Origin of the sequence: Zobellella denitrificans (assembly GCF_002407485.1) — a bacterium.
Lineage (GTDB): Bacteria > Pseudomonadota > Gammaproteobacteria > Enterobacterales > Aeromonadaceae > Oceanimonas > Oceanimonas denitrificans.
The window spans coordinates 2,465,029-2,482,838 of the sequence record NZ_CP012621.1; the positions used below are offsets into that span (position 1 = coordinate 2,465,029).

19 protein-coding genes and 1 pseudogene are annotated in these 17,810 nt (G+C 63.3%); 8 read left to right on the forward strand and 12 right to left on the reverse strand.

From position 1 onward, the window contains the following. Positions 1-122 precede the first annotated feature (122 nt). The gene (locus AN401_RS11660; RefSeq protein WP_096779456.1) at positions 123-905 is read left to right on the forward strand and encodes a nucleoside-binding protein; all 783 of its coding nucleotides are present in this window, start codon (positions 123-125) and stop codon (positions 903-905) included. Between the two features lie 65 nt (positions 906-970). On the opposite strand, the gene AN401_RS11665 is transcribed toward AN401_RS11660, so the two are convergent. From AN401_RS11665 to AN401_RS11680, 4 genes are all read right to left on the reverse strand, one after another. Beyond that, complete coding sequence (locus AN401_RS11665; RefSeq protein WP_096779457.1) at positions 971-1,846, reverse strand: hypothetical protein; 876 nt, start codon at positions 1,844-1,846, stop codon at positions 971-973. Positions 1,847-2,058: 212 nt separating this feature from the next. Then, the gene (astE, locus tag AN401_RS11670; protein WP_232513295.1) at positions 2,059-3,084 is read right to left on the reverse strand and encodes a succinylglutamate desuccinylase; all 1,026 of its coding nucleotides are present in this window, start codon (positions 3,082-3,084) and stop codon (positions 2,059-2,061) included. Positions 3,085-3,358: 274 nt separating this feature from the next. Beyond that, a complete protein-coding gene (pgm, locus tag AN401_RS11675) occupies positions 3,359-5,002 on the reverse strand; it encodes a phosphoglucomutase (alpha-D-glucose-1,6-bisphosphate-dependent) (RefSeq protein WP_096779458.1) in 1,644 nt (547 codons plus the stop codon). 22 nt (positions 5,003-5,024) lie between these two features. Further along, positions 5,025-5,516 carry a replication initiation negative regulator SeqA gene (locus tag AN401_RS11680; RefSeq protein ID WP_096779459.1) on the reverse strand — a complete coding sequence of 164 codons (492 nt, stop codon included), beginning with the start codon at positions 5,514-5,516 and terminating at the stop codon, positions 5,025-5,027. Positions 5,517-5,647: 131 nt separating this feature from the next. On the opposite strand from AN401_RS11680, the gene AN401_RS11685 reads away from it, so the two are divergent. The 5 genes from AN401_RS11685 (at position 5,648) to AN401_RS11705 (ending at position 8,568) form a co-directional block, all read left to right on the forward strand. Then, on the forward strand, positions 5,648-6,415 hold the full coding sequence (locus AN401_RS11685; RefSeq protein WP_096779460.1) for an alpha/beta fold hydrolase: 768 nt from the start codon (positions 5,648-5,650) through the stop codon (positions 6,413-6,415). Positions 6,416-6,471: 56 nt separating this feature from the next. Beyond that, positions 6,472-6,693 (forward strand): DUF2788 domain-containing protein, encoded by a 222-nt coding sequence (locus tag AN401_RS11690; protein WP_094038679.1) that lies wholly within the window; start codon positions 6,472-6,474, stop codon positions 6,691-6,693. A gap of 3 nt (positions 6,694-6,696) precedes the next feature. After that, complete coding sequence (ybfE, locus tag AN401_RS11695) at positions 6,697-6,981, forward strand: LexA regulated protein (RefSeq protein ID WP_094038655.1); 285 nt, start codon at positions 6,697-6,699, stop codon at positions 6,979-6,981. A 44-nt stretch (positions 6,982-7,025) separates the two neighbouring features. Further along, the gene (gene fldA / locus AN401_RS11700) at positions 7,026-7,553 is read left to right on the forward strand and encodes a flavodoxin FldA (RefSeq protein WP_096779461.1); all 528 of its coding nucleotides are present in this window, start codon (positions 7,026-7,028) and stop codon (positions 7,551-7,553) included. 115 nt (positions 7,554-7,668) lie between these two features. Continuing rightward, positions 7,669-8,568 (forward strand): L,D-transpeptidase family protein, encoded by a 900-nt coding sequence (locus AN401_RS11705; protein ID WP_232513296.1) that lies wholly within the window; start codon positions 7,669-7,671, stop codon positions 8,566-8,568. 43 nt (positions 8,569-8,611) lie between these two features. Here the strand turns inward: AN401_RS11705 and AN401_RS11710 are convergent, their stop codons facing one another. From AN401_RS11710 to AN401_RS20365, 8 genes and pseudogenes are all read right to left on the reverse strand, one after another. Next, positions 8,612-10,330, reverse strand: a complete 1,719-nt coding sequence (locus tag AN401_RS11710) for a pilus assembly protein TadG-related protein (RefSeq protein ID WP_096779463.1) — start codon at positions 10,328-10,330, stop codon at positions 8,612-8,614. 5 nt (positions 10,331-10,335) lie between these two features. Next, positions 10,336-10,563, reverse strand: a complete 228-nt coding sequence (locus tag AN401_RS11715) for a DUF3613 domain-containing protein (RefSeq protein ID WP_157772248.1) — start codon at positions 10,561-10,563, stop codon at positions 10,336-10,338. Positions 10,564-10,577: 14 nt separating this feature from the next. Then, positions 10,578-11,249 (reverse strand): tetratricopeptide repeat protein, encoded by a 672-nt coding sequence (locus AN401_RS11720; RefSeq protein WP_096779465.1) that lies wholly within the window; start codon positions 11,247-11,249, stop codon positions 10,578-10,580. Between the two features lie 4 nt (positions 11,250-11,253). Further along, positions 11,254-12,150 carry a type II secretion system F family protein gene (locus AN401_RS11725; RefSeq protein WP_096779466.1) on the reverse strand — a complete coding sequence of 299 codons (897 nt, stop codon included), beginning with the start codon at positions 12,148-12,150 and terminating at the stop codon, positions 11,254-11,256. A gap of 9 nt (positions 12,151-12,159) precedes the next feature. Then, a complete protein-coding gene (locus AN401_RS11730; RefSeq protein WP_096779467.1) occupies positions 12,160-13,011 on the reverse strand; it encodes a type II secretion system F family protein in 852 nt (283 codons plus the stop codon). Then, positions 13,008-14,057 carry a CpaF family protein gene (locus AN401_RS11735; RefSeq protein ID WP_269769021.1) on the reverse strand — a complete coding sequence of 350 codons (1,050 nt, stop codon included), beginning with the start codon at positions 14,055-14,057 and terminating at the stop codon, positions 13,008-13,010. Before AN401_RS11735 ends, AN401_RS11730 begins: the two co-directional genes overlap by 4 nt. A 308-nt stretch (positions 14,058-14,365) precedes the next feature. Next, positions 14,366-14,890, reverse strand: a complete 525-nt coding sequence (locus AN401_RS11740) for a S24 family peptidase (RefSeq protein WP_232513456.1) — start codon at positions 14,888-14,890, stop codon at positions 14,366-14,368. 12 nt (positions 14,891-14,902) lie between these two features. Further along, positions 14,903-15,253: pseudogene (locus tag AN401_RS20365) on the reverse strand (helix-turn-helix domain-containing protein); the annotation flags it as partial. A gap of 55 nt (positions 15,254-15,308) precedes the next feature. On the opposite strand from AN401_RS20365, the gene AN401_RS11745 reads away from it, so the two are divergent. Both AN401_RS11745 and AN401_RS11750 read left to right on the forward strand, forming a co-directional pair. Then, entirely contained in the window at positions 15,309-15,536 is a 228-nt protein-coding gene (locus AN401_RS11745; RefSeq protein ID WP_096779429.1) for a helix-turn-helix domain-containing protein, read from the forward strand. Further along, positions 15,529-17,748, forward strand: coding sequence for a DNA-binding protein (locus tag AN401_RS11750; protein WP_096779428.1), 2,220 nt, complete (start codon positions 15,529-15,531; stop codon positions 17,746-17,748). The genes AN401_RS11745 and AN401_RS11750 overlap by 8 nt, the downstream gene beginning before the upstream one ends. The last annotated feature ends 62 nt before the right edge of the window (positions 17,749-17,810 follow it).

Consider the following 17,810-nt stretch of genomic DNA (forward strand, 5'->3'; position numbering starts at 1 on the left):
TCTCACAACTCCCCTGGCAACACTTGAGTAACATTGCCACACCGCCTGATTTGTACAAATCAGGCGTGTTTTTAAACTCAATACAGCCCACATTGTGGATACAAATGTGACAGGGAGTCATGATGAAAAAAACCGCCTTAGCGCTGCTGGTGGCCGTGGCCGCCGCCCCCGCATTCGGTGCCGACTGGAGCACGACCGAGCTTCACTACCAGTTGGGCAGCCTTAAGCAGAATCCTTTCGGGTCCGATCCCGAGCAAAAGTCGACCACCAATATCTATACCCTGCAACATGCCAGCGGCTGGAAATACGGCGACAACTTCTTCTTTATCGACTACTCCGACTGGGACGACGGCCAGCGGCAGCGGGACTGGTACGGGGAAGCCTATTTCAACTTCAGCCTCGGCAAGATAAGCGGAGCCGACCTCAGCCTGGGCCCGATCAAGGACGTCGGCCTGGTGCTGGGGGTCAACGCGGGCGGCGACAGCAAGATCCGCAAATACCTGCCCGGCATCCAGCTGGCCCTGGACGTGCCCGGCGCCGCCTTCTTCAACACCCTGATCACCGCCTATATCGACGACAACCTGGGGGTCGCCAACGGCGGGGCGCCCAAGGAAGGCGACAGCTGGATGCTGGACACCGCCTGGGCCTTTCCCTTCGCCCTGGGCAACCACGACTTCAGCCTGGAAGGCCACGCCGAATACATCGGCAGCCGTACCAATGAATTCGGCGACAAGGTCAAGGCCCATATCCTAGCCCAGCCCCAGCTGCGCTACGATCTGGGCAAGACCCTGTTCAATGATCCCCAGCGGCTGTTCGTGGGCATAGAGTACCAGTACTGGCACAACAAGTTCGGCAGCGATATCAGCGAAAGCGCAGTGCAGGGACTGGCAGTCTGGCGCTTCTGAAATAAAAAAGAAGAGCGCCGCGGCGCTCTTCTGCTTATACACAGGAGTGACAGTAGACAGGCGGCTTAGAAGTGCCATTCCAGCTGGAAGGTCGGCGCCGTGGTGTTCACCCCATCCTTGCCGTGGTTGCCGAACTTGTTGCGCCAGTATTCATAACCGACACCGGCCCAGAGGGTGTTGCTCTTGTTGAAGGCCAGTTGCCCCACATCCACCATCAACGAGGTGCGCGACAGTATTTCCGGCTTGGTGCCGTTGTTGAAATAGTCTTCCCCCTTCTCGGTGTTGTAGTTGGCAAAGCCCTGGAACTTCATCGGCACCGGACCGGCCTGGAACGGCAGACCCCAGGCCAGGCTGACCACATAGTAGGGATCGAAGCTGATGTCGTTGTGGTTGCCGGGGGCACCACAACCGGACAGGCCGCAATGGTTCTGCTCATAGGCATAGAGCAGGCTCAGATCCACAAAGCCCTTGGGCACGTCGAACTTCAGGGTGGGTCCCGCCACCAGCATGCGCTTGCGCGGGGCGAAGGCGGTGTTTTTGGTGTTCAGATCGAAACCGGCGGTCAACGCCACTTCCTTGACCGGGCCGAAGCCCAGATCGGTGTCGAACACCTTGCCCAGGTGCAACTGGTGACGATAGGTCAGGTAGGCTTCGGTCGCTCCTTTGCCCTCGCCCTTGGCATCACCGCTGGCCGGATCCATGTTGTTGGACTGCAGCAGATCCAGGTTAAAGAAGTTCTGGCCGTAGGCGTAGCCGCTGGCGTGGGTCAGCTGCAGCACATGCTTCTTGACCTTGTCGGGGTTGCTGGGCTCCTGGAACTGGGTGCCGTATCTGTATCCGATATAGGTGTCGGACCAGGTGGCGGCGCTGAGCTGGGGGGCGGCGGATACCGCCAGGGCCAATGCCGAAAGGGTAAAAATACGCTTGCCGATGCGTTTCATATCCGTGATTCCCTCACATTCTTGAAGTGTGACTTCCTGATTTTTATGAATACAAAAACGTTAGTTAATGTGCCTTTATTGCTTATTGTTAAAGCACAAAAATGATTACACAAACCCACACTAAAGATCTACATTTTGTTCACAAAAATTAAAACAAAAAAGACCACGGTGGTATTGCCACCGTGGTCCCCGTGAGGCGGGCACTCTGATATTCAGGACAACTGTGCGGGGGGCAGTTCCGTGGCCACCACCATCAGGGCCGCCCGGTGCCCGTTCGCGACCCTGGCGTTGGGAAAGATCACCGCCTCTTCCGGCTCCTGCACAAACCAGCGTTGCCCGCCGTCTTCCGCCAGCAGGGTACCGGCGGGAAAGGCGGTAAAATTGGCCACCTCGTCGGCGAAGTGGAAACGGAAGTCGTCGCTCTGCTTGATTATTTCCTGGCATACCCGGAATACCCGGATCTGGTCGAGCGCGACCGCGGCGGCCTGCCAGCCAGGATCGCTGATCAATGTTTCCAGGCTACGCTCCATGGCGGCGAAACGGCGGGCGTCGTTCTGGCCGAAGGGCATCACCTTGCCCAGCTCGACGGTGAAGGCATGGGCCCCGAAACGGTGGGCGCTGAAATAGCTGAAGGTGGTGGTCGGGCCATGGGCCAGCAGTATGGTGTCGACGCCAGCCCCCGCCAGGAAGGACAGCTGCTGGCGGCTGTAGGGCGCGCCGTGGGGAAAGGGATAGATGGCGAATTTCTCAAAGGCGGAAGGGCGGATGGCCGTGTGCAGATCGTAGTGCAGCCGCTCTACGCCCTGGCGCGCCTCGAAGAAGCGCGCCACATGGCCTTCCAGCCTGGCCGCCCGCTCCCGCTCCCGGCTGTGCCGGCCGCCCCGGGCATGGGCCCCGGAAAACAGCCGGTTGAGGTTTTCTTCCAGCTCCCGCACCCCCAGGTTCATCGCCGCCGGATTGCCAAAGATCAGCAGCAGCCGCTGGCGGCAGGGCAAGCGACCGGCCACTATCGCCCGCAACAGCCGTTCGCACAGCTCGATGGGGGCGGTTTCATTGCCGTGGATGCCGCAGGAAAGCACTATGTCCTTGTCCGCTGGCGAGGCCGGCTCGATACAGAGGACGCCGGTGTCCCACACCTGGATTTCGCCGCCATCGGGCAAGGTTTCGCTGAAGGGGGCAAGCTCCCAGGGATGCTCCCTGCTGAGGCTCAAAAAATCACCGAGACGGCTTCCGTTCACATTTACCTCCAGTAACATCATTAAAAACAAAATATCACATGGCGATAAAACATGATTTCAGCAGTAAAGTCTAGCGATGGGAAATAGTCCCCGGCGCACCGAACAGGGCCAGGATGAGGATCCAGGCGGCCGGCCTGAACGATTATGCGGGGATGGCGGGCAGGGGCGCTTTGTTATGCATTCCTGCCCCAGCGAAAAACCGGCGAAAAATGTCGGCAGGGGCGCCGGCAAGAGCGCGCCCCCCGGCACCACGCCGCGGACGAGACTCGCCCCGTTACACCCCGGCCCTGGCGAAGGTGTCACTCACCAGCTGCCGGGCTTCGGCGATCAGCCGCTCGAGGTGGGCCTGATCCCTGAAGCTTTCGGCGTAGATCTTGTATACCTGCTCGGTGCCGCTGGGACGGGCGGCAAACCAGCCCTGTTCGGTGACCACCTTGAGGCCGCCGATCTCGGCGCCGTTGCCCGGCGCCCGGGTCAGGATGGCGACGATGGGATCCCCCGCCAGGGTCTCGACCTCGACGTCGTCCCGCTTGAGCCCGGCCAGCACCTGCTTCTGGGCCAGGCTGGCGGGTGCATCCAGCCGACGGTAGACGGGACGCCCCAGCTCGGCCACCAGCCGTTCGTAATATTGATGCGGCGTCTGGCCGGTCACCGCCAGGATTTCCGCCGCCAGCAGGGAGGGAATGAAGCCGTCCTTGTCGGTGCTCCAGACCTCGCCGTCCAGGCGCAGGAAGGAAGCGCCGGCGCTTTCCTCCCCGACAAAGCCAAGCCGGCCATCGACCAGGCTCTGCACGTACCACTTGAAGCCGACCGGCACTTCCATCAGCGACCGTCCCAGGTGGGTCGCCACCCGATCGATGAGCGACGAGGACACCAGGGTCTTGCCCACCGCCAGGGTGGCCGGCCAGCGGGGCCTGTGGGTAAAGAGATAATGGATGCACACCGCCAGGTAGTGGTTGGGATCCATCAGCCCGTCCCGGTCCACGATGCCGTGGCGATCGTAGTCGGGATCGTTGCCGCAGGCGATGTCGAACTCCTCCTTCAGCGCCAGCAGGTTGGCCATGCAGTAGGGGCTGGAGCAGTCCATGCGGATCTGGCCGTCGTGGTCCAGGGTCATAAAGGAGAAGGTCGGATCCTGGCGCGGGTTGACCACGGTAATATCCAGGCCGTAGCGCTCGGCGATGCGCGGCCAGTAGGCCAGGCCGGCTCCCCCCAGGGGATCGATGCCGATGCGGATGCCGGCCTCGCGGATGGCGGCCATGTCGACCACCTCGCCCAGCTCCGCCACATAAGCCTCGACATAATCGAGCTGCACGGCGCGTCCGAGCGCCTCGGCAAAGGGCACCGAGGCGATACCGGCACCGCCGGCGGCGATCAGCGCGTTGGCCCTGTCCTGGATCCAGCGGGTGGCGTCGGCCGCGGCCGGGCCACCGTCCGGCCCGTTGTACTTGATGCCGCCGTCCCGGGGCGGATTGTGGGAAGGAGTGATGACGATGCCGTCCGCCAGGGCCTGCGTCCGCCCGCGGTTATGGTTGAGAATGGCATGGGACACCACGGGCGTCGGCGTATAGCCCCGCCCCTGCTGCACCCTCACCTCCAGCCCGTTGGCCACCAGCACTTCCAGGGCCGTGCCCCAGGCCGCTTCCGACAGGGCGTGGGTATCCATGGCCAGGAACAGCGGGCCGTCCAGCCCCCGGCCGGTCCGGTACTCCGCCACCGCCTGGCAGATGGCCCTGATGTGCAGCTCGTTGAAACTGCCGTCCAGGGCGCAGCCCCGGTGCCCGGAGGTGCCGAAGACCACCTGCTGCTCCGTCCGGGCCGGATCCGGCCGCAGTTGGAAATAGGCACTCATCAGCCGCGGAATATTGACGAGATCGGCGGCGTCGGCCGGGGTACCGGCCCTGGGGTGCATGGTCATGGGTTCAATCCTTCCAAGTCAGTTAAATGCTTTGGCACACCCGCTCGATAAGCCCATGGGGATAGCCCATGGCCGCCATCAGTTGCGCCACTATATTGCGCTTGCGGCCGGTATTGGTATTGGTGATCACCCAGTAGGGGCTGCCTTCGATGGCCTTGGGCTTGGTGGTGTTGCCGGCGGCCAGCAGGGCCGCCTCGGAGTCGGCGAAGTAGATGCGCTTGCGGCCCTTGATGTCGGTCGCCTGGGCGAAAGAGGCGGGATTTTCCCGGTAGAGCACCGACAGTATGCGCATAAAACGATCGATGGCCGACTCTTCCGCCGCCAGTTGGTTGCTGCCCAGCATCTGGGCGATGCCCTGGCCCGGCGCGGGGCTCGATGCCGCCACCGGCGCCGCCACGGCGGCCGGCTCAAGCTTCAGCAGCCGGCGCAGTATGTCCGAGGCGCTCTCGCCGATATGGCGGGTGTTGCTGGCGATATAACGGTAAAGGTCTTCATCTACCTCTATGGTTTTCATCATCTTTTCTGGCATGTCCACTCCCAATGAGGAGCCCGATTATACATGGAGGCGACACCAGGCCCAAGCGGGTTGCGCCGCTGGCCGCCGCAGGCAACAATAACGCCCTTGGTCCAGTTCGGGAAACTCGCATGCAACTCAATTTTCGCCGCCAGGGGCAGGGCCGCCCGGTCGTGCTGATCCATGGCCTGTTCGGCAACCTGGATAACCTCAATGGCCTCAGCCGCTCCTTGAGCGAACACTTCGAGATCATCGCCGTCGATGTCCGCAACCATGGGCTCTCCCCCCGCAGCGAGCGGATGGATTATGAAGAGATGGCCGGCGACATCCTGGCCCTGGCCGACCGGCTCGAGCTGGAGCGACCGGCCCTGGTAGGGCATTCCATGGGCGGCAAGATCGCCATGATGACCGCCGGCCTGGCCCCCGAACGGATCCGCGCCCTGGCGGTGGCCGACATCGCCCCCGTCGCCTACCACCAGGCCCGCCACGACGCCGTGTTCCGGGGGCTGCTGGCGGTGACCGAGGCCGGTTGCCGGAGCAGAAAGGAGGCGGACGAGGTGCTCGGCCGTTACGTCGAGTCGGCCGGGGTGCGCCAGTTCCTGCTGAAATCCTTCGTGCCCGAGAGCGAGCAACCCTGGCGGTTCAACGTGCCGGTGCTGTTCGCCCATTACCAGGCCATCATGGGCTGGCCCGGCCTGCCCCTGCCCTACCAGGGCCCCACCCTGTTTATCAAGGGAGCCGAGTCCGACTACCTGCTGCCCGAACACCAGCCCCGGGTGCTGCAACAGTTCCCGCAGGCCCGCGCCCGCGTCATCCAGGGCGCGGGGCACTGGCTGCACGCGGAGAAACCCCAGGCCTTCAACCGCTTAGTCCTGGATTTCCTGACCGAGGCCGGTTAACAGGCTCAAATCCTTTATGGTATAGTTGCGCTCAATTTCAACGGTCGGGCAACATGATGTCATTGGAGCAAATCGAGCTGCTGGAAAGCCTGGGTCTCAAGCTGTTTTTCGTGGCCATTTTCCTGCTGATCGGGCTGGCTATCCAGGATGTGCTCAAGCGGGGCAAGGTGCCCAGGTTTGGCCGCTTCATCGTGTGGCTGGTATTGTTTCTGGGCTGTGCCGGCTTTGTCGCCAAGGGGATCATCGAAGTCGCCTGGGAAGGAGGCGGTCTCGGTTAACCCATGGCCAAGCAAGATGCGGACAGAACCACGCTGGACTTGTTTGCCGACGAGCGTCGGCCCGGCAGGCCGAAGACCAATCCCCTGCCCCGGCAAGCCCAGCTCAAGCTCAACAAGCGCAATCAGCTCAGGCGGGATCGCGAACGCGGCCTCAGGCGCATCGAGCTGAAGGTGGATCAGGCCTTGTTGAGCAAATTGAACCTGCTTGCCGCCGAGCGCCAGCTCAGCCGGGCAGAACTGATTCAGGCGTTACTGTTGCAACAGCTGGAGCAACAGGATTTCGATTAGGCCGGGCGGCCTGACAATCACATTTTCTAAGGTACAGCATTATTATGGCAAGCGTAGGTCTGTTTTTTGGAAGTGACACCGGCAATACCGAAGCCGTGGCCAAGATGATCCAGAAAGAGCTGGGCAAGCATCTGATCGAGGTGCACGATATCGCCAAGAGCACCAAGGAGGACATCGCCGGCTTCGACCTGCTGATCCTCGGCATTCCCACCTGGTACTACGGCGAATCCCAGGCCGACTGGGACGACTTCTTCCCGGAGCTGGAGCAAATCGACTTCAACGACAAGCTGGTGGCCATTTTCGGCTGCGGTGATCAGGAAGACTACGCCGAGTACTTTCTCGACGCCATGGGTACCCTGCGTGATATCATCGAGCCCAAGGGCGCCATCATCATCGGTCACTGGCCGACCGAGGGCTACGACTTCGAGGCATCCCGCGCCCTGGTGGACGACGGCCACTTTATCGGCCTGGGGATAGACGAAGACCGGCAACCCGAGCTGACCCAGGACAGGGTCAAGGCCTGGTGCAAGCAGATCTATGAAGAGATGTGCCTGAAAGAGCTGGAATCTTAAGCTTATTGTTCGGGTCTAATTTAGGGATGCGGACCGCGCGTCCCTTTTTTGTATGCCTGACGATAACGCCGAACAACCCGAACCAGAATCGAGACAAGAGAAACAGAGCATGAAAATGTTAAGATCCTTACTGTTGGTCCTGCTGCTGCCGGCGGCGCTGGCCCAGGCCAACATCAATCCCCTCCCCCTGCCGGAAGACAAGGGGCAGCCGGTGGGCCAGATACTGATCCACACCGCCCAGGAGGGTGACAACCTGGCGGCCCTGGCCCGTTACTACGGCGTCAGTCCCATCCTGATGATGGCGGCCAACCCGGATCAGGATCTGCTGCTGCTGCAGCCGGGCCAGCGGGTCATCATCCCGCACCAGTTGCTGCTGCCCAGGGCCGAAACCCAGGGCATCGTCATCAACCTGGCGGAGCTGCGGCTGTACTATTATCCGGAGCAGGGTGACGAAGTCTATGTGTTTCCCATCGGCATCGGCCGGGTCGGCCGGGCCACCCCGGAGATGATCACCCGCATCTCCGAGATGCGCAAGAATCCGACCTGGACGCCCACCGCCAACACCCGCCGGGAATACGCCGCCAAGGGCATCTCCCTGCCGGCGGTGGTGCCGCCGGGGCCGGACAACCCCCTGGGTGACTACGCCATGCGCCTGGCCTACGGCAGCGGCGAATACCTGATCCACGGCACCAACGATCCCCTGGACGTGGGCCTGCGCTCCAGTGCCGGCTGTATCCGCATGTACCCCGAGCACGTGGAATGGCTGTTCGCCCAGGTGGGCAACGGCACCCGGGTACAGGTCGTGAACCAGGCGCTCAAGGTCAGTACCGATCAGTACGGCCAGACCTTTGTCGAAGCCCACGAACCGCTGACCCCCGAAGGGCTGGCCGACAACCGTCCGCTGGACCTGAGTGCCCTGATGCCGCTGCTGGAGCAGGGCGCGGACCGCAGCCTGATCGAGGAAGTGATCCAGCGCCAGCAGGGCGTGCCACAACTGGTGGGCCAACAGTACTGAGTCAACAAACAAGGGTGCCGCTGGCACCCTTGTTCATTCAGCCCTACTCGATCAGCCCCCCACCCATGACATCCAGGCTGTCTACCCTGAGATAGGCATTGCCCAGGGAGAGTCCCAGGGTATCCAGCAGGGGCTCGAGCGACATCTCGATGAGGCTTTCCAGCAAGGGCGCTACTATCGGGGTGATCAGTTCCGATAACAGGGCCGCGGTCACGCCACCCACCGGAAGCACACCCAATGCGGTGACCTGCATGGTGGAGTCGTCGAGTTGCCCCAGGGCATCCCACAGTAAATGGCTCAGGCTGTCGCCAAGAGGTGACGATACACTCTCCTCGTCGGAAGGCAGCATCGAGGGTGAAAAGCTGACCTGCAGCGGTGCCTCCGGTGCAGCCTCGGCGTCAATCGGTCCCAGGTTGACATCGGCAAGCGGGATCCTCAGCCCCAGCAGCATGGCGCTGAGCCTTAAAGGATGTGGAGTATGAATTCCCAGCGCCGCCAGTCCGGGGGTAACCTCAAAGTCCACCGTGGTCGGCTCCTGCAGCGAGCAGCCCGAGGCCCGCAGCAGGTTGCTGCGGGCGCTGCCGGCATCCACCCCGAGATGAAGACGGAAAGGATCGACCCTGACTCCTGCCAGTCCCAGAATATTGAGATCCAGCGGGGCCGATAGAACATCGGCGGTCAACGTCAGATTTAGTTGGGCCGTTTTCATATACAGCTCGCCCGCCTCACCGGGCAGCAACCCCAGCCGATAACGGGGAGGCTCGATCACCCTGGCCCGGATCGACAGCCCCGCCAAATGGCTTATCAGAGGAAAGTCCCCCGCTCCCAGACCCAGATCCACCGCATTGTCCCGATTGGCCACCATGATGGCGCCCTTGATCAGCTCCAGGGCATTGAGTTGGGTCTGCAGGGCCGCCTGTTCCAGCCGTCGCTCCTGATCGTTATCGCCCGGCGTTTGCAGAAACAGCAGCTCTGCCAGGCTGACCATGGCATTCTCCACCTCGGCCGCCGCACGCAGGCTGCCGGCGAGCAGCCCGAGATCCAGGCCCGCGGTCTGCTCCTGATCCACCGCCGCCACCATCAGCTGCAGCAGGGTGCCCAGGGGCACCGCCGTGTCCAGCAGTTCGCGGGTCGAGCCCAGGCCGAGTTCGATGGCGTTTTCTTCCCCCAGCAGTTGCAGCAAACGACCGAGATGGACCCGGGAGCGGGCGAGCCCCTGGTAGTGCACCAGGTCGAGGTCCAGCTCGGCACCGAGCAGGCCGCCCAGCAGGGCGTTGAGCAGTCCCTCGTCGAGGGAAGCCAGCCCCGAGCCGAGGGAATGACCCACCGTCATCTGCTTGTGAATACCGGCGCTGGCTCCCAGGGTGATCTCCTGCCCGAGCAGGCCGCCGGCCAGCAGGCTGGCCGGCACCCGGCGGCTCAGCTCAATCCGGCCGGCACTGCCCGCGTTGCCGGTGTCGATATGCCAGTGGCTGTCGGCGATGTAACTCTGCCCGAACTGCAGCCGCATATTGACCTCGTCGGCGGCAAAACCATTGGCGGCCAGGTTGGCCCGCACCATGGCCTCCAGCTCGTCCGCATGTTGCCGGCCGTCGATATAGCAGCCGTGGCGGCCCAGGCTGAGCGCCGCCAGATCGACCTGCTTCTGCAGCCGGCGCTGCTCGGCGTAGAGCCGCCCGGCATCGATGGCCAGGGCGGAAAACAGCAGCAGGCTGACAAACACCAGGACAAAGCTGAAGGCGACGGCACCGCGCTGACCCATGCCGGCTACTCCCTGAAATCCCGCTTGATGTAACGCTCCGGGATCGGATGACTGAAACTGTCGAGGACACGCCGCTTGATCCGTGCCGACGCCTCGGGCAGGGGCCGCTCCTCCCGCTGGCTGGCCTGGGCCTGGCTGCGCTGCAGCTCCAGCCACTGCCGGGTCTGCTTGCCGATCTCATCCTGGGACGAGCGGGCCGAGGCACCGCCGGCCATGATGATTGCCAACGTCATCCATAACATCCTCATCACAGCGTCCCCCGATGCAGCGGTTGAAAATGGGCGGCGGCGACGGCAAAACGGCGCCGGTCCTGCTCGCCCCAGCCGAAGCGATGGGCCAGGCTATCGGCCGCGACCTGCTCGCCTTCTTTGAGCAGCAGAAACCAGAGGTTGCGTGCCGCCACCTGATGCTCCGGCGCCAGCTCCAGTGCCGTCATCAACTGCAGGCGCGCCTGCTGGTAGTGCCCCAGGGACAGCAGCACAAAGCCAAAGTCGTTGCGGATGCCGGTATCCGTCGGCGATGCCGCCACCGCCAGCCGGAAATGACGCACGGATCGGGCCAGATCGTTGCGTTCGGCGTAGAGCAGCGCCAGTCCATGCTGGGCCGGGCCTTCCAGGCACCCCTGCTGCAATGGCAGGTAGAGCCGCTCGGCCTCCTGGGCATGGCCGAGCAGGCGCAGCAGGTCGGCGCGCAGCAGGCGGGCCCGCACCGAGTCGTCGCCCAGGCCATCCAGGCTGGCCAGGGCCGAATAGTACTTGCCCTCCGCCATCTGCTGGTCGATCAGGGACAACTGTACCTGGGTCACGTTCCGGGAAAAGGGGCAGTCGCCGCCGCTCTGGCCCGCACTCCGCCCCGGCAGGCCACTGCCGCAACCGGACAGCAAGCCGCACAATATCATCACCAGCCAGGATGCTTTCATTCCGTCACCTCATGTTCATCAGGGCCTGTCCCAGGGCCAGGAACCCCGGCCCCGCCAGCACGATCAGCAGGGCCGGAAACAGGAACACTATCATCACCGCGGACATCCGGCCCGACAGCTTGCTGACCTTTTCCTGCAGTTGGGTACGCCGCCGGTCCTGCAGCAGCTCGCCCAGCCGCTGCAGGGCCTCACTCATGCCGCCGCCGCTGGCGGACACCTGGGCCAGCAGCCGCAGCAGATCCTGCCAGCCGTCGGAGGGAATGACGGCGGCCAGATCGGTAAAGGCAGCCTCCCGGTCTTCGCCGGCGTCGATACGCGCCAGCAGCAGCTCCATCTCCCTGCAGCTCTCCGGCGCCATCCTGGCCAGCTCCCGCTTCATCACCCGCAGCAGGCTCTCCATCGACATCCCCACATCCCACAGGATGCGCATCACCTGCAGCACCAGCAGCAGCTCTTCATCCAGGCTGGCGCGGCGGCGGCGCACCCTGGCCCGCAGCCAGAGCAGCACGCCGTAACCGCTGAACAGCGCCGCCAGCAGGCTCAGCAGCGCTCCCCGGACCGGGCTCATCTGCTCCCGGGTAAAGATCCAGGCCATGCAGGCCAGGGTCAGCAGCAGGCAGGCGGCAGCGGCCTGCGATAAAAACACCAGTTGCCGGTGATTGCCGGCGATGCCGGCCTGGCGCATCAGCCGGGCCAGCTTGCTGAATCCCTGGCCCGGTTGCTTGGCCTGCTGCCACAGGGACTGCCCCTTGTGCCATACCCGCCGGTGGTAGGGATGGCTGAGCTCCCTGTCCAGTCGGTCCAGCACCTGCCGGCGCAGCCGCCACCGGCGCCGATACCAGAGCAGCAGCATCGCCGCCGCCAGCAGAAGGATGATCAGGGCCAGGCTGCCGGGTGTCATGGCGTCCTCCTATACCGAGCGCAGCATGCGCCACAGGGCCAGGGCACCGGCCAGCTCCATGGCGGCGCCGAAATAGAGCAGGCGCCGCCCGCCCTCTTCCAGCCACAGGCCCAGGATATAATCGGGATTGACCGCCAGCAGGTAAGCCACCATCAGCAACGGCATGCAGCCCATGATCCAGGCGGTGACCCGGGTTTCCCCGGTCATGGCCCTGAGCTCCCGCTGGCTGCGCTCCCGCTGTTCCAGCAGGCTGACCAGCCCGCCCAGGGCCTCCCGGACGCTGCCCCCGAACTGGTGATGGACCGAAAACATGCTGGCCAGCAGGCCGAACTCCGGCACCCCGTTCAGGCGGGCCTCCTTATGAAAGGAGTCGGACAACTCCTCCCCCAGGAGAACCCGGTGCTGGGCCCGGGACAGCACCGTCCTGAGCGGTGCCTCGGTCATCCCGATGCTCGACTGGACCGACTGCTCCAGGGTACAGCCCACTGCAATACGCCGGCTCACCTGGCTGATAAAGCCGGGCAACTGCCGCAGCAGCTCCCGCTTGCGCGCGCTGCGCCGCAACTGACCGGCCAGAATGCGGACACAGAGCCAGGCAGTGGCCCCCAGCAGGAGGCCGCCCCAGGACAACAGCAAGCGTCCCAGCCCTGCCGACGCCAGCATCAGCAGCAGTTCCACCAGCACCCCCAGCCGGCTGGTGGCCAGGCCGAGTCGCCACCAGCTCTCCGCCAGGCGCTCTCCCCATGCGGGCCGCACGGGCGCGGCCTCGCCCCCTGCCGGCTGACGGTCATCCTGACGGCGGGCCTGTACCAGCAACAGGCCGGCCGAAGCCAGCAGCAACAAGATGGCGGACAGCATCATGTCGGCACTCCCTCTTCCAGCTTGCCGGCCAGGCTCCGGGAGGGCTGATCCACGGCGCCGAAGTCTTTCCGCTCGGGATGAAAGGCATAGAGTTCACGGGTACGGACGACCCCGTCGGCAATGCCTTCCACCTCCAGCACCTGGGTGACCCGCCGCTGCCCGTCGGGCAAGCGGGCCACATGCACGATCAGGTCGAGAGCGGTGGCGATGATCTGCTTGATCAGCAGCTCGGTGGCGCTGAAACCGGACAGGGTCACCATCATCTCCAGGCGTACCAGGGCATCCCGGGCCGAGTTGGCGTGCACCGTGCTCATGGAGCCCTGGTGGCCGGTATTCATGGCCTGCAACATGTCCAGCACCTCCCCGCCCCGGCTCTCCCCCAGCACGATGCGATCGGGGCGCATGCGCAGGGCATTTTTCACCAGCTCCCGCGGCGTTACCTCGCCCTTGCCCTCGCTGTTGGGGGGGCGGGTTTCCAGGCGCACCACATGGCCATTGCGCAACTGCAGCTCGGCCGCATCCTCGATGGTCACCACCCGCTCGCGCGTTCCGATGAACTGGCTCAGCACATTGAGCAGGGTGGTCTTGCCGGAGCCGGTCGCTCCGCTGATAAGGATATTGCAGCGCGCCGCCACCGCCCGGGACAGAAAGGCCACCATCGCCGGGCTGATGGCACCGTTGCCGATCAGGTCTTCCGCCCTGAGGGCGTCCTGCTTGAATTTGCGGACGGACAGGCAGGGACCGTCGATGGCCAGGGGGGGGATAATGGCATTGATCCGGCTGCCGTCGGCCAGGCGGGCGTCCACCATGGGATTGGCCTCGTCGATGCGCCGCCCGAGCGGGGCCAGCATGCGCCGGATCACCCGCAGCACATGCTGGTCGTTCAGGAAGCGCAGGGCCACCTGCTCCAGCCGGCCGCTCTTTTCCACGAAGATGAGGCGCGCCCCGTTGATCAGGATGTCGTCCACCGTCGGATCATCCAGCAGCGGCTGCAGCGGACCGAAGCCGACGATCTCGTCCAGCAGATCGCGCACCAGGTGTCCCATTTCCAGCTGTAACCCACCACAGAGATTGATAAACCGGGAGCAGGCAGGAGGAAACGGGATCAGGTGGGACGAAGCCAGGGCTGGCAAGGGTTTGCGGGGCATGGCGTGGTCGGCGGCGGCGCGAGGCCGTTTGCCGCTCGAATTGATAAAAACGGAACGCGCTCGGGCGGCGTGGCGCCAAGATTGATAAAAGCGGCGGACGGCGGCCCGGTACGGGCGGTTTGATAAAGTCGGCGGGGTTGAGTGTTTAAGGGGCGTTTGATACGCCCCTTTTTCGTTTGTGCGCTGTGGATAAACAGCCGGGGCTATCAGCTGATGTCTTTACCTATCCACACTACCTGGCCGATGACCTGCAGGTGCTCCAGTTCGGAGGCGGGGATGGCCTGGGTGTGGTATTCCTTGTTGTCCGAAATCAGCTCTATGCCGCCGTCCCAGCGCTTCTGGATGCGCTTGGCATAAAGCTGGTCGCCCAGGCGCACCACGAAGATCTTGCCGTCGATGGGGTTGGTGCTGGCCAGGTTCACCAGCAGGCTGTCGTTGTCCTTGATGGTGGGTTCCATGGAGTCGCCCCGGGCGAACACCACCTTGAGCTGTTCGGGGCGAAAGCCGCGATAGTTGAGCCAGCGTTTGCGAAAGGCCAGGCGACGGGTAACCTCGGCTCCCTCGCCAAAGGCACCATGCCCGGTGCTGACGGCTACATGGTAGCCCTCGATCAGGGCATATTCTTCATCGAATTCGTCCTTACAGACGCAGGGGCTTTCCTGGGCAGCCGTCGCCGGCCCGCCCCAGTACATATCTTCCGGCCAGGGTTCCTTGGTGCCTTCACCTGTCACCAGCCATTCGACAGATATGTCGCAAGCTACAGCAATTGCGGCCAATCGGCTGAGGGTGGGTTCAGTCTCACCGGTCAGATATTTGCGGATGGTTGTGTCACTGATCCCAACCTTGCGACCAAAAGCTCTCATGCTTTCCTGTCCGATTAACTCTTTCAGTCGCTCGTTAAAGCGTCCGATCCCTTCAGGGAGAATCGGACCTTCTGTCTGATTCTGCTGGTTTTCGTCCGTTTCCATATAAGCCACTGATATATAAGGGGTTAATTTTTGTTGCTTCAAATATGCCGCAACCAGTGAATCGGACGCGACAAAAAGGTGTTGACGCAACATATGTGTCTGATCAATGCTGTATATGTGTCGCATTTAGCTAGATGCCCAGTGCGACAGTTAACCCAAAATACTAACACGGTGATACGTCATGAAGATAGACAATGCCAACCATATCCATGCGGCTCTTAGAGCCCAGGGGATGACCTGCCGGTCATGGGCCTTGGCGCATGGCTACCACCCCCGCACCGTTCTGCACTGCATCCAAATGTTCGCACCGGATACCGGACGGCATCCCAAGCGGCCACATGCCAAGGCCATTATTCAGGAGCTGTCCGAGACCATCGGCTGCGATCTGATGGGAGGCGAGCATGAGTAAGGAATGGTTCTCAGCGCAAGAGCTAGCCGGTATTGACGGCATGCCGTCAACCGACAGGCGAGTTCGCAGCCGAGCAGAAAAAGACGGGTGGCAAAGTCAAAAGCGGGCCGGCACCAAGGGCCTGGAATACCACCTTTCCAGCCTGCCGCTGGAAACCCGCCAGGCCCTGGCCAAGCGGGAAGCGGAAGCCATTGCCAAGAGTAATGCCCCCGCCGTTGCGGCCGGACGCGCCATGGCCAGGCTGGCCACCGGCCAGCCGGATCGGCGGGCGATGGCCAATGGCATCCGCCAACTGGTGACCATGGCCCCGCACAAGCGGGAGCGAGCGGAAGCCCGGGCCACCATAGTGCAGGCGCTGGAGCGCTTTTGCGCCCCCTATGCCGAAGTGCGGCAACGGGTGAAAGGCGAGCAGGCTTTTGTGGATGCCTACAACCGGCGCGAGCTGAGCTTGCCTGCCGAGGTTTACGCCCTGGTGCAGTCGGTGTCGTTCGCCAGCCTGCGCCGCTGGAGCAAAACCCTGGAAACCGAGGGCATGGCCGCGCTGGCCGGGCGCTATCGCAACGAACGCCAGCACAAGGTGGCCGAAAACCCGGACATGGCCGACTTCCTCAAGGCGTTGGTTACCGCCAAGCCGCACCTGGCCAACAAGTGGAATCAGTTGCACCGGCTGCTGGACATTTACGTGGCCAAGAACGGCCTGGCCTGGGAGGTGCCCAGTGCCTCCAGCCTGCGGCGCTGGCTGACCGGCTGGCTCAAGGAGCACGAGGCGGCCTTCACCTTTGCCACCAACCCCAAGAAGTACAACGACAAATACCGCACCGCGGTGGAACGGATGTACCCCTGGGTGAGTGCCCCCAACGACGTGTGGGAGTTTGACTCCACCCCGGTGGACGCAATGCTCAAGGAAGGCCGGCACAGCATCATCGCGGTGATCGACGCCTACACCCGCCGGGTGCGGCTCTTGGTCTCGCCCACCTCCAGTTCGGAAGGCATCTGCCTGCTGTTGCGCAAGACCCTGCTCAGTTGGGGCTCGGTGAACGAAGGCGGCCTGGTGCGTACCGACAACGGTTCCGACTATGTATCCAAGCGCACCACCGCCATCTGCAGCCTGCTGGGGCTGGAGATCAGCCGGGCCAATGCCTACAGCGGCTGGGAAAAGCCCTTTATCGAGCGGTTCTTCCACACCCTCAGCCACGGGCTTATCGAGCTGCTGCCGGGCTATATCGGCCACAACGTGGCGGATCGGGAGGTGATAGAGGCGCGCAAGGAGTTCGCCAAGCGGCTGGAAGAAAAGCGAAAGCCCGAGCATGAAAAGGACGGGTTCGATCTGCGCATGACCCAGGCCGAGCTGCAGCAACTGCTGGACGATTGGGTGGACGCCTATTACCACCGCCAGCCCCACGAGGGTGACGGCATGAACGGCCGCTGCCCGGACGAGGTGTACCGCGAAAGTCGCTACCAACCCAGGGTGATAGAAGACGCCGACGCGCTGGACGTACTGCTGAACTTCGTGGGCGAGGCCACCGTGCTCAAGGGCTTTATCAAGTTGGGCGGGCTGCGCTACACCGCACCCGAACTGCTGGAGCACAACTGGAAAGGCCAGCGGGTGCAGGTGTTTCAGGATCCGGCCGACGTGGGACGCGCCTTCGTGTACCGCAAGGGCAGCTGGGAAGAACGGGTGGAGGTGGTGGACACCAACCTGCTGGGCCGGGACATCAATCCCGAGCAGTACCGCACCAAGAAGAAGGAAGACGCCAAGGTCCTGCGCGGCTTTCGCCGAGAGATGCAGAACCTGGCCAAGACCTTTGGCGTGGAGCATCTGCATCAGGACGTGGTGGATCACTTTACCGAGCAGGCCAAAAAATTGGCCGAACTGCCCACCGGCAGCCGGGAGCATGGCGTTGATGCCATCCGCGCCCTGGGCGACGTGGCCAGCCGGCTGAAAAACCCGGAGGAAAACCGCTATTCCGAGGCCGAACTGGCCCACCTGGCGCTTAAGCGCGAGGCGATTGAACAGCGCCAGGAAGAAGTACAGCAACAGCAGGGGCTGCTGATCCGCAACGAGCACGACAAGGCCCGGCAACTGGCCCAGCAGTCGCTGGAGCGTGAACTGACGGCCAAGGAAACCGCCTGGCTGGAGGACTACAAGCGGCGCAACGTGCTGGGGGCCAAGCGGATAGAAGAAATGATGGCGGGGCGCAAGCTGGGGTGAGAGCCGCTAACGCCCCGCCAATAGCCGACCCGGACGGGTCAACCAAAACCAAGAAGAAAGGA